Source organism: Methylorubrum pseudosasae, assembly GCF_029504475.1.
In the GTDB taxonomy this organism is placed as follows: domain Bacteria; phylum Pseudomonadota; class Alphaproteobacteria; order Rhizobiales; family Beijerinckiaceae; genus Methylobacterium; species Methylobacterium extorquens.
Genome location: NZ_JAQGDU010000002.1, coordinates 2,446,797 through 2,458,144 on the forward strand (window position 1 = coordinate 2,446,797; position 11,348 = coordinate 2,458,144).

Consider the following 11,348-nt stretch of genomic DNA (forward strand, 5'->3'; position numbering starts at 1 on the left):
GAAGCGGGCGATTCAGCCCTCGCTCACCGTCAGCCACCCACGCATCGCCTCGAACGTCGCGACGCCGGCGGCGAAGGCGGCGGCGGCCTCCGCCTCCGGCAGCCCGTCCAGCCGCTCGCGGAATTCCCGCCAGAGCGGCCCGGTCGCGCGGCCGCGGCCGGCATAATAGGCCAGCGGCACGCCCTCCCCGTGCAGGCGGGCGACGTGGCGGCCGATGACGGCGCCACCCAGCGTCGAGCCCTCCAGAACGTAGAGCGCGCCCAAAGCCGCGCCCGCCCCATCGAGACGGGGCGCGGCGGGCGCCGGCACGGTGTCGGGTGCCGCGCGATCGAGGGCGTGCAGATCCGCATCGAGCGCCGGGAGCCGTCGGCGCGGGTCGAAGAAGACTGCATCCGCGAGCGCAGCTGCGATCGCCGGCTCGTAGGCGGCGTGGAAGCCGCGCAGGCGGACCAGCAGGGCCCGATAGCCGGGCAGCGTCGCCACGCGCGCCTCCCAATCGAGGTCGCGCTCCAGCGCCTCATGCGCCGCTTGCGTGGCGTCCCGCAGGCGGGCGTGCAGGCTGTCGATCAAGTGGGGCTCAGGCGTGAACGGTGAAGCAGGCGCCGTCGGCGTTCTCGACGTCGAGGCGGGCGCCGATCTGGTCGAGCATGGCGCGGATCAGCTTCATGCCGAGCCCGGTGCCCCGCGCCTTGGCGTTCTCCCAGCCCGTCGGCATGCCCTCGCCGTCATCGCAGATCCTGAGGCGGACGGCCGCCCCTTCGCCGCCGGCCACGGAGACGCTGATCCGCGCGCCCTTCTCGGGCTTGCCGGCATATTTGAACGCGTTGGTGACGAGTTCGGTGGTGATCAGCGAGAGCGCCACCGCGTGCCGATAGGGCACCATCAGGCCGGGCTCGGCGGTCAGCTCGACGCTGTGCTCGTCGCCGGCCATGCCGGCGAGGTCGCTGCACAGGGTCTGGATGGTCTGGCCGAGATCGACCTGCTCCATGCTCTCGCCCTGGTACAGGCTGTCATGCACCCGCGCGACGCTCATGACGCGGGCCGAGGTCTCGGAGAAGGCTTGGCGCGCCTCCGGGTCGGCGATCTGCCGGCGCTGCATGTGCAGGAAGGCCGTCACGATCTGCAGCGAGTTCTTCACCCGGTGGTCGATCTCGCGGGTGAGCAGATCCTTCTGCTCCAGCAGGCGCTCCTTGTCGGCCAGCAGCCCGGTCAGCTCGTCGATCTTGCGGCGCTGGCGCAGCACCACGCCGTCCACGGCGTCGGCGAGCTGCGCGGCGAGCGCCACCTTCCACGTCGCCCAGGAGGTGGAATGGCCGCGGCGCTCCTCGATCCAGCGCTCGAACGAGCGCCGCGGCAGCACCGCCACCGGGCCGCTGCCGGGCAGGACGGGCTTGCGCGGATCGCCGCCCCAGGTCACCGTGCTCGGCACCTCCGGCTTGACCCAGAACAGCAGATGCTGGCGCGAGGTGCCGACGAAGGCCGCGAGCAGCCCGCTGGCGATCTCCGTGAAATCCGCGGCCGGCGCGTGATGCAGCACCAGCGTGTCGGTGACGAAGGTGGTCTCGTCGGGCGGCAGGCTCTCTCGCAGCCAATCGGCGAGCGCCCGCACCTTGGCCGCCTCCGGCGTGACGCCGACGAGGCAGACGGCCTCGTCCGAGACGATGCCGGCGCCCGTGGCGCCGAACAGGTCGAGCAGGGTCGGATGGCCCTGGGTCAGGGAGGTGACGAAATCGTCGGAACGGGTGAGCCCGCGCACCAGCCGGCCCTGCACGTCGAGATGGCGCTGCCGCTCGCCCCAGAGTGCCTTGCCCTCGATCTCCTGCACCCGCATGGCGAAGGCGTCGGTGAGCACGGTGGCCGCGGCGCGGGTCTCCGGTGCAACGTAGTGCGGCCGGCGGTGATGGCCGATCATCAGGCCCCAGAGCCGGTTCTCGACCATGATCGAGATCGACATCGAGCCGTCGACGCCGAGATTGCGCTGGTATTCGAGGTGGATCGGCGAGAGCGTGCGGTTCTGCGCGAAAGTGAGGTCGATCGGCGCGTTGCCCGCGGCGCGGTCGGCCACCAGCGGCACGGGCACGCAGTCGCGGTCGATCACGAAGCGGCTCTTGGCCTTGGTGTAGAGGGCGCGGGCCTGGGCCGGGATGTCGGAGGCGGGAAAGCGCAGGCCGATCAGCGGGCGCTGCCAGTCCGGCACCATGTCCTCGGCGATGGCCTCGCCGTTCCAATCCGTGTCGAACCGGTAGACCAACACCGATTCGAAACCGGTCATGGCGCGGATTTCGAGGGCAGCGATCTGTGCCGCCTCGGTCAGGGACTCGGCGGCGCGCAGCCGCATCATGGCGAGTTCGGCGTCGAGCGGGCTCGCGGCGAGGAAGTCCTCGGGGCGCTCCGGCGCCAGTTCCAGCTCGACGATCACCCGGCCGAGATGGGCATGGGCCACGAGGTGGAAGCGCTCTCCCCGCGGCGGAAGCGTGAGCGAGCGGCGCAGGAGCCGCCCGTCGGTCAGGGTGTGGGCGGCAAGCCCGTCGCGGATCGCGGAGACGATCGCGCCCGGCAGCACCGCCTCCAGGTTGAGGCCGTTAGGCGGGAAGAGATCGGGCGCCAGCACGTCGGCGGCGTTGGCGCTGAAGGCCAGGATCTCGAGGCTCGCGGCGTCGGCGGCGAGCATCACCGCGTTCGGCTGGATCGAGCCGGGAATGTGGATCGGCTCACGCTCGCACAGGCTCGGATCGACCGGCTCGGCCCGGCTACGCTGGGCGATCGCCGCGAGGACGGCCTCGCGCGAGGGGCCGGCGGCGATCTGCTCCAGGGGGGTGATCGTCAGCCAGATGTGCCCGTTCGCCCCGGATCGCAGGCCGATTCGCGCCCGCAGGGGGGCCGGGATACGGCCGAACACGAACTCGAAGGCCTGATCGGCCACGCTCCGGCGCTGGCCGCTGAGAAAGCGGCCGTAGAAGCTCGGCACGTTGGCACTCGGCACGAGTTCGCGGAAGAAACTCCGCCCGATCATCGTATTGGGCGGCAGGCCGCACAGCGCGCCCGCGGCCCGATTGCAGGCGAGCACGATTCCGGCGGCGTCGAGGGCAAGAATGCCCACGCCGAATTCATCCCGCTGCTCGGCGGTCAAGGCATCGAGATCGACCGGAAGGTCGACCGGACCACCGTTCGGCCCCACGGCATGCATCTGCGACGGATCGACCATTACGGCAGCCGGTATGCCTGCCACGCCCCGGTTAAGCAATGCCGGGTCTGCCTTCGCCACGCAATTCGGTCCCCCCGAAAGTCGGACCAAGTGCCTGAGAAGACCGAGCTTTGTCTGATAACATACAGTCCTCCGCGACACAGTGGGTAGCCGGACGTAGCGGCGGCAAAGCGACAACCCCGCGTCTCGACGAAGGCAAGATGGCAGCCCCGGCGCGCGATGGTTACTTCAGGTAATCGCCGAGATTCGAGAGCGCCGTGTCGAGGCCCTCTTCCAGAGTCGGATGATAGAACGGGCGGTCGCGCAAACGCCGCACGTCCAGCCCGTCCTGCACCGCATAGGCCAGGAGATGACCGAGATGCTCCGCCTCCGGGCCGATCAGCTCGGCGGCGGCAAGGCGCCCGTCGGCCTCCGCGTAGAGGCGGATGCCGCCCTGCGCCCGGTCCATCACCCGAGCCCGGCCCTGGTCGCAGAAATCGGCGCGGCCGACGCGGTGATCCGCTTGCGGGTCGAAGCCGCCGCCGATCACGGCGATTTGCGGATCGCTGAACACCATGGTGAGCGCGACCCAGCGTTCCGGCCGCTCGGCCCCCTCGCCGCGGGCGAGCCGCGCGGCGTTGCGCCCGGCGATGCGGCCCTGACGGCTCGCCTCGTGCAGAACCGGGCGGTCGGCATTGGCGTCGCCCGCGATCAGGATCGGCGCGCCCTCGCAGAGCAGCGAGCGGGGGTCGTGGACCGGGCCGCCCTTGTCGTTGAGGGTCGCACCGGTGTGCTCCAGGCCGATTGCCGAAACGTTCGGCGGACGGCCGGCGGCGGCGAGCACCCGATCGAACGTCTTGTCTCCCTTGCCGCCGGCTCCGTCCCAGCCGAGGCGCGCGCCCTCGCCCGCGGTTTCACCGCTCTCGACCTTCGCGCCGAGATGCAGATCGAAGGCCTCCGAAAAGATCTCGCGGGCGGCCCGCTTCAGATCGGGATCGCGCAAGCCCCCGAGACTGTCGCCGGGATCGAACACGCTGGTCGCCACACCGAGCCGGGCCATGGCCTGGGCGAGTTCCAGCCCGACCGGGCCGGCGCCGAGCACGGCGAGCGAGGCCGGCAGATCCTCGATCTCGAACACGGTGTCGGTGGTGAGAACCCGGTCGCCCAGCCCCTTCAGCGGCTCGGGCACGCTCGGGCTGGACCCGGTCGCCAGCACCGCCGCCTTGAAACGCAGGCGGGTGTGGTCGTCGATGCGCAACGCATCCGGCCCCTCGAACACGGCCCGCCCCGTGAGGCGCGTCTCGTCGGGGAAGGCATCGATCCCCTCGAAAACGGATTCCACGAAGCGGTCGCGCAGGCGCCGCATCCGGGCCAGCACCGCCGGGCCATCGACCCGCACCTCGCCGACGCGGATGCCGAGCCGGTGCGCCGCGCGGGCCTCCTGCGCCGCCTCGGCCGCGGTGATCAGCAACTTCGAGGGCATGCAGCCGACGCGGGCGCAGGTGGTGCCGCCGGGGCCCTGCTCGATCAGTACGGAGCGGACGCCCGCATCGAGGGCGGCGCGGTGGGCGGCGATGCCGGCGGTGCCGGCCCCGATCACCGCGACGTCGCAGGAGAGGTCCCGCATCACTCAGGACGCCATGGTGAGGACGGCACCACCATCGACGCGCAGGTTCTCGCCGGTGATGAAGCTCGCCTGCTCCGAGCACAGGAAGGCCACCGCCGACGCGACCTCCTCGACCCGGCCGCGGCGCTTGACGACGATGCCGGGGCGCTTCTCTTCGAGGAAGCTCTCGATCGCCTCGTCGAAGGAGACGCCGAGTTCCCCGGCGCGCTTCTCCATCATCGCGTCGGTCATGGGCGAGGCGACGAAGGCGGGCGCCACCGAGTTCACCAGCACCCCGTCCGGCCCGTAGGCTTTGGAGAGACCCTTGGTCAGGTTCATCAGGCCGGCCTTGGCGGCGCAGTAGGGCAGCTCTTCGACATAGGGCTGCACCGCGTCCTCGGAGGTGAAGAACACGATCCGCCCCCATTTCTGGGTCCGCATCCCGGGGATGAAGGCGCGCGCCATCCGCACCGCTGCCATTAGGTCGGCCTGGATCGTCGACATCCAGCCCTCGTCGTCGATCTCCAGGAAGTCGCCGGTGGCGCCGGTGACGCCGGCGGCGTTGACGAGGATGGTCGGCGTCTCGCCGAAGGCCTGGTCGGCGAAGTCGCGCAGCTTGCGTGCCCCCGCATCCGACGAGAGGTCGGCCTGGCAGAACTTGACCGGGCCGAGCGCCGCGAGCCGCGCAGCCGCCTCCCCCAGTTCCTTCTCCTTCAGGTCGGAGAGGACGACTTTGACGCCTTCGCGCAGCAGATATTCCGCGCTCGCGTAGCCCATACCGGAATCGCCGCCGGTGATGACCGCGACGCGACCGCTGATGCCGAGATCCATGAATCGATCCTCTTCCCTGGCGGCGTCCGGTTCGACCGTGCGACCTCGGCGCGGTGACCATTTGCTAAAACCGCGGGCCAACGGAGGGCGTCGGGGATCGTTCCAGCCGGGCCCCGGACTGCGGCGATCCGACCGCTCGCGCGGAGAGGACGACCACGAGGCCGGGGCCGCACCCGACGACGCGGCGGCCCTGGAAAGCGGCTCTTCAAAAAGTCTTTGCGCGACTCGGCGACGCACGGCACCCTCCGCACTCCGGCATCCGAGACGCGCACAGGGAGAGCAGCGATGAGCGAGACCGACGCGGCGTCACCGGCCGTGCCCCCGAAGGGCGGCGTGGTCGCCTATCTCACCCTCGACGGTGCCCTGCGGGCGGCCGAATTCTACCGGAACGCCTTCGGCGCCGAGATCGTCGCCTCCGTGCCCGCGGACGAGAAGGGGCGGACCATGCACGTCCACCTCGTCGTCAACGGGACTTCGGTGATGCTCTCCGATGCCTTTCCCGAATACGGCCACCCGCTCCAGGCGCCGCAATCCTTCAGCCTGCTCCTGCCGGTCGAGGACATCGCCGCGTGGTGGAACCGGGCGGTCGCGGCCGGTGCCGAGGTGGTGACGCCCTACCAGGAAATGTTCTGGGGCGACGTCTACGGGCAGCTCCGCGACCCGTTCGGCGTGATCTGGGCGATGAACCAAGCCAAGCGCCCGGCCTGAGCGATCGGAGAGACACAGCATGAGCGACGCCGACGATCCCCGCGACCTCGTCCTCACCCGCCTGATCCCGGCGCACCGCCGGGCGCTGTGGCGCGCCTGGACCGAGCCGGAGCTGGTGAAGCGCTGGTTCGCCCCGAAACCCTACACGACGCCGGTCGTCGAACTCGACCTGCGGCCGGGTGGGTCGAATCTCATCGTGATGCGCAGTCCCGACGGGCAGGATCTGCCCAACCGGGGCGTCTATCTGGAGGTTGTGCCGGATACCCGCCTCGTCGTCACCGACGCCTACCGCTCGGCCTGGGTGCCGTCCGAAAAGCCGTTCCTGACGGTGATCCTCACCTTCGCCGACGAGGCCGGCGGCACCCGCTACACGGCGCGCGCCCGCCACTGGACGCTGGAGGACCGCCAAGCGCACGAGGCGATGGGGTTCGAGCAGGGTTGGGGCCTCTGCGCCGACCAGTTAACCGAGCTGGTCCGCGACCTCTGAGGACCCGGCGGACGGTGATGGCCGGCCGCTCCCGAACCCAGGGTTGAAGGGGGCACGCGCCGCGAACCGAAATCGGCGCGGAATATGACATCCGGGCGCGCGTTTGAGCCTGTGCACGACCTCCGTGCGACAGCGGGAAGCGACCGATGCGTTTTGTCCTCATGCTAGCAGCCGGCGTGGTGTTCGGCGGTGTCCTGGCCGGCAGTCCGGTCGGAGCCGTGGATTGGCATCCGAACACCCGCCACCACGATCATCATTTCCACGCGCATCACCCGGAGCGTCACCGACACTACCGCGGGCATGGGCACTCGCACGTGCATGACCATGGGCATGTGCGGGGCGAGCACAAGAAGCGCAGCCGCGCGCAGCGGACCCATCAGCGTTGACGCACCGCCGCCGCCCGGCACGGCCGGGCGGCGGCTTACGATCGATCGATGGCTCGCCTCAGGCCGCTTCGCCCAGGCACCACGCCAGGATGCCCTTCTGCGCGTGCAGGCGGTTCTCGGCCTCGTCGAACACCACCGATTGCGGACCGTCGATCACCTCTGCGGTGACCTCCTCGCCGCGATGCGCGGGCAGGCAGTGCATGAACAGCGCGTCCTTGGACGCAGCCTTCATCAGCGCCGCATCCACCCGGTAGGGCGAGAGCAGGTTGTGGCGGAAATGCTCGTCGTCGTCGCCCATGGAGACCCAGCAATCGGTCACCACGAGATCGGCCCCCTCGACCGCCGCGTAGGCGTCGGTGGTGGCGTTGACCCGCGCGCCCTCGCGCTTGGCCCAATCGACGAGAGCCGGCGGCATCGCCAGTTCCCGCGGCGCGGCGACGTTGAGAGTGAAGTCGAAGCGGGCGGCGGCGTGGACCCAGCTCGCCAGCACGTTGTTGGCGTCGCCCGACCACGCGACCGTGCGGCCCTGGATCGGCCCGCGATGCTCCTCGAAGGTCAGCAGGTCGGCCATGATCTGGCAAGGATGCGAGGCCTTGGTCAGCGCGTTGATGACCGGCACCTCGGCATGCTCGGCCAGCTCCATCACCAAGCCGTGGTCGAGGGTCCGGATCACGATCGCATCGACGAAGCGCGACAGCACCCGGGCGGTGTCGGACACCGTCTCGCCGCGGCCGAGCTGCATCTCCTTGCCGGTCAGCATCAGGGTGTCGCCGCCGAGTTCACGCATCGCCACGTCGAAGGAGACGCGGGTGCGGGTCGAGGGCCGGTCGAACACCATCGCCAGCATCTTGCCGGTGAGCGGTCGCTCCGCCGCGCGCTGGCCCTTTACCCGCACGCGCTTCATCGCGGCGGAGGTGTCGAGGACACCGCGGAGGGTCTCGGCGGAGAGATCCTTCAGGTCGAGGAAGTGGCGGACATGCGGGCCGCTGCCGTTCAGGGTCGTGGTCATCTCAAGATCTACGCTCGCGGTGCCGCCCTCAGGCGGCCCCACGCATCTGCGCCTCCAAATCGGTCGCCGCGGCCTCCAGACGGGCCACGGCCTCGTCCACCTCCGTCTCGCCGACGATCAGCGGCGGCAGGAGGCGGACCACGTTGTCACCGGCCGGGATCACCAGCAGGTGCCGCGCGCGGGCGGCCGCCGTGAACGCGGTGTTCGGCAGGTTGAGCTTCAGGCCCCGCATCAGCCCCTGCCCGCGCAACTCGGCGAAGACGTGGGGGTGCCGGTCGATCAGGCCCGCGAGCTTCTGCGTCAGCAGCAGGTCCATGCGCTCGACATGGGCCAGGAAGCCGTCTCCGAGCACCACGTCGAGCACGGCGTTACCGACTGCCATGGCGAGCGGGTTGCCGCCGAAGGTGGTGCCGTGGGTGCCGGCCGTCATGCCGCGGGCGGCCTCGGCCGTGGCGAGGCAGACGCCGAGCGGGAAGCCGCCGCCGATGCCCTTGGCCGCGCTCATGATGTCCGGGGTGACGCCCGACCATTCATGCGCGAAGAACTTGCCGGTGCGGCCGACGCCGGTCTGCACCTCGTCCATGATCAGGAGCAGGCCGTGCGCCTCGCAGAGCGCGCGCAGGCGCCGCAGGGTCTCGCCGGGGATCACCCGCAGGCCGCCCTCGCCCTGGATCGGCTCGATCATCAGGGCGGCGGTCTCCGGGCCGATCACGGCCTCCAGCGCGGCGAAATCGCCGACCGGCACCTGATCGAAGCCCTCGACCTTCGGGCCGAAGCCCTCGATGTACTTCTGCTGGCCGCCCGCCGCGATGGTCGCGAGCGTGCGGCCGTGGAAGGCGCCCTCGAAGGTGATGATGCGGTAGCGCTCGGGGTGGCCGCCTGCCGCATGATACTTACGCGCCATCTTGATGGCGGCCTCGTTGGCCTCGGCACCGGAATTGGCGAAGAAGGCCACGTCGGCGAAGGTCGCGTCCACGAGCCTTTGGCCCAGCCGCTCCCCTTCCGGGATCTGGAACAGATTCGAGGTGTGCCAGAGCTTTTGCGCCTGTGTGGTCAGCGCCTCGACCAAGTGCGGATGGGCGTGGCCGAGCGCGTTGACGGCGATGCCGGCACCGAAATCGAGGTAGCGGTCGCCGTCCTCGGCGACCAGCCATGCGCCCTCGCCTCGCTCGAAAGCGATCGGGGCGCGGGCATAGGTCGGCAGCAGGGCGGAGGTCACGCGGGTCCGTCTCCTCGGGCTCGATCCAGGGAACGCAATGGCTCCCGAAGTCGCCAAAAGAAAGTGCCGCCTCGGGGGACGGGCGGCACGGGCGCGATTACTAAGAAACGAGGCGCTTCTGTCAATCGCAGGACGGCGCCGGGGCGGCCCACGCCACTGCGATCCGCCCGAAATCGGCGCGCCGCGGTGCCGTCCGGCACCCGCTTTTGAGGCTCAGGCCCGCTGCAGCCGGGTCGCTTCCGTCGGCGAGCGCCCGATCATCTTGCGGAAGGTCCGCCCCATCCGCCGCGCATCGGGAAAGCCCGCGCGCAGGGCCGCCTCGCTCAAGGAGACCGTGCCGGAGCGGATCAGCGACTGGGCCAGCGTCACGCGTTCGCGCAACACATATTGATAGGGCGTCACGCCGAAGGTGCCCTTGAAGGCGCGCACGAAATAGCTCTCGCTGAGGCCTGCCACCGCCGCCATCTCCCCGAGCGACAGGGGCGCATCGATCCGCTCGGCGACGAGGTCGCGCACCCGCCGCGCCTGCCGGGCGGTGAGCGCCGCGCTCTTGCGGGAGGGTGGGCTCGACAGGGCGCCGGAGGCGCGCAGCACCGCAAGCGCCACGCTGTCGACCAGAAGCGCGTCCGCGGCGCTGTCTTGGCCGCTGGCCGCCTGCCCCAGGGCGGCCAGGAGATGGGAGACGGTCATCCGCTCGGTGAGATCGCAGGTGATCGAATCGATCCGGAGATGCGAGAGCGGCGCCTCGATCATCCGCTCCACCGCGGCGGGCATGAAGGCGAGATAGCGCCCGCGGCATGGCCCGCTCCAGAGCGTGCGGCCGGCATAGCCGGGCCCGCGCAGGACGAAGGCCTCGCCGGTGCGCTCATCGCAGGGCTCATTGCCGGTCGGGCCGTCGCTGAAGGTGAGTGTGGTCTGGCTCAGACCATACCAGCCGCCATGCCACGTGCCGACGAGAAGGCCACCGACCCGGTGCGTGCTGAAACCCGCCGTCTCGTAGGCGAAATCGAGGAAGGCGATGCCGTCGAGGCCGCTGGCGGGGATCTGGCCGAAAATTCGGTCCGGCGGGGCGCTGAGATCGCCCTGCACCGAGGCGTTGACGAACGGAACGCTCATCGGCCGCGTCGTTCTCCCTCTCGCTGACGCGCCTCCGGGGCGCGCTTCGAATTCTTGTTGCCGTGTTCTTGTTGCCTGGGCGGTCTTCGCCGCCCTTTGGCCGCCAATTGACGGCCTTGCGCCGGAGCCGAGGCGACGACGCCGTCACGGCGACGCTTCGATCCGAACGGATGAGAACGACCCGCCTACGCGGTCGTTCCCTCTGCTGTTCCCTCGGCCCGCGGGGTCGATCGTGCCGGCGGCGGAAGCGCCCGTCGAGGGCGCCCCCGGCCGTCGCGTCCGCGCGAGGCCCACGGAAGCGGTGGGGGCGGCCGCTTCCGTGGGAGGACGTGTCAGGAAATCGGATTACTTTCCAAGCAGGCCGCCGAGCAGGCCGCCCACCGCGCCGAGGACGGTATCGAGCGTGCCGCCGACGAGGCCGCCGACTTGATCGACGACACCGGACACGGCCCCGAGTTCGCTGCTGAGATCGAGATCGAGGCCGAGAGACAGACCGCCGCCGACCTGATCCAGCTCCGCAGCGTTCAGCTCGCGGACCGTATCAATGTTCTGCTGCATGGTTTTCTCCTTTGTCCGAATGGTACTGGAAGAACGTTCTGTATTTCTGTCTTCCTGTGGAATAAGAGCGCCGGTGTGCGTCGCTCTGCTGGATAAGGTACGGATATTATTCCGGCAGGCAACCCGGGCTGCGTTATACGGTCCGGGGTGATCGGCTCAGGACCTCTCGGATGGACAGATCTTGCTCTCTCACAGCACGACCAACGGTCGTATCCGGACTCCGCGCGCCGCCCCCGGCCCTACG

The 11,348-nt window shown here is 70.2% G+C and carries 11 protein-coding genes; 3 read left to right on the forward strand and 8 right to left on the reverse strand.

Annotated elements, in window-relative coordinates; genetic code table 11:
- Positions 1 to 12 precede the first annotated feature (12 nt).
- The 4 genes from M2437_RS12390 to M2437_RS12405 all read right to left on the reverse strand — a co-directional run bounded on the left by M2437_RS12390 (position 13) and on the right by M2437_RS12405 (position 5,621).
- Positions 13 to 570, reverse strand: coding sequence for a biliverdin-producing heme oxygenase (locus tag M2437_RS12390; RefSeq protein WP_253387579.1), 558 nt, complete (start codon positions 568 to 570; stop codon positions 13 to 15).
- A 7-nt stretch (positions 571 to 577) separates the two neighbouring features.
- On the reverse strand, positions 578 to 3,205 hold the full coding sequence (locus M2437_RS12395; protein ID WP_253387580.1) for a histidine kinase dimerization/phosphoacceptor domain -containing protein: 2,628 nt from the start codon (positions 3,203 to 3,205) through the stop codon (positions 578 to 580).
- Positions 3,206 to 3,428: 223 nt separating this feature from the next.
- Positions 3,429 to 4,811: a dihydrolipoyl dehydrogenase gene (locus M2437_RS12400; RefSeq protein ID WP_253387581.1), complete on the reverse strand. Its 1,383-nt coding sequence runs from the start codon at positions 4,809 to 4,811 to the stop codon at positions 3,429 to 3,431.
- 3 nt (positions 4,812 to 4,814) lie between these two features.
- Complete coding sequence (locus M2437_RS12405; RefSeq protein WP_253387582.1) at positions 4,815 to 5,621, reverse strand: SDR family NAD(P)-dependent oxidoreductase; 807 nt, start codon at positions 5,619 to 5,621, stop codon at positions 4,815 to 4,817.
- 285 nt (positions 5,622 to 5,906) lie between these two features.
- On the opposite strand from M2437_RS12405, the gene M2437_RS12410 reads away from it, so the two are divergent.
- The 3 genes from M2437_RS12410 to M2437_RS12420 all read left to right on the forward strand — a co-directional run bounded on the left by M2437_RS12410 (position 5,907) and on the right by M2437_RS12420 (position 7,202).
- The gene (locus M2437_RS12410; protein WP_253387583.1) at positions 5,907 to 6,329 is read left to right on the forward strand and encodes a VOC family protein; all 423 of its coding nucleotides are present in this window, start codon (positions 5,907 to 5,909) and stop codon (positions 6,327 to 6,329) included.
- A gap of 19 nt (positions 6,330 to 6,348) precedes the next feature.
- The gene (locus M2437_RS12415) at positions 6,349 to 6,816 is read left to right on the forward strand and encodes an SRPBCC family protein (RefSeq protein WP_253387584.1); all 468 of its coding nucleotides are present in this window, start codon (positions 6,349 to 6,351) and stop codon (positions 6,814 to 6,816) included.
- 146 nt (positions 6,817 to 6,962) lie between these two features.
- On the forward strand, positions 6,963 to 7,202 hold the full coding sequence (locus M2437_RS12420; protein ID WP_277570298.1) for a hypothetical protein: 240 nt from the start codon (positions 6,963 to 6,965) through the stop codon (positions 7,200 to 7,202).
- A 58-nt stretch (positions 7,203 to 7,260) separates the two neighbouring features.
- On the opposite strand, the gene argF is transcribed toward M2437_RS12420, so the two are convergent.
- The 4 genes from argF to M2437_RS12440 form a co-directional block, all read right to left on the reverse strand.
- Positions 7,261 to 8,211: an ornithine carbamoyltransferase gene (gene argF, locus M2437_RS12425; protein WP_015952284.1), complete on the reverse strand. Its 951-nt coding sequence runs from the start codon at positions 8,209 to 8,211 to the stop codon at positions 7,261 to 7,263.
- A gap of 28 nt (positions 8,212 to 8,239) precedes the next feature.
- Positions 8,240 to 9,430, reverse strand: coding sequence for an aspartate aminotransferase family protein (locus tag M2437_RS12430; protein WP_015824209.1), 1,191 nt, complete (start codon positions 9,428 to 9,430; stop codon positions 8,240 to 8,242).
- Positions 9,431 to 9,643: 213 nt separating this feature from the next.
- Positions 9,644 to 10,546, reverse strand: a complete 903-nt coding sequence (locus M2437_RS12435) for an AraC family transcriptional regulator (protein ID WP_253387586.1) — start codon at positions 10,544 to 10,546, stop codon at positions 9,644 to 9,646.
- A 345-nt stretch (positions 10,547 to 10,891) separates the two neighbouring features.
- Positions 10,892 to 11,104, reverse strand: a complete 213-nt coding sequence (locus M2437_RS12440; RefSeq protein ID WP_004447062.1) for a hypothetical protein — start codon at positions 11,102 to 11,104, stop codon at positions 10,892 to 10,894.
- Positions 11,105 to 11,348: the final 244 nt, after the last annotated feature.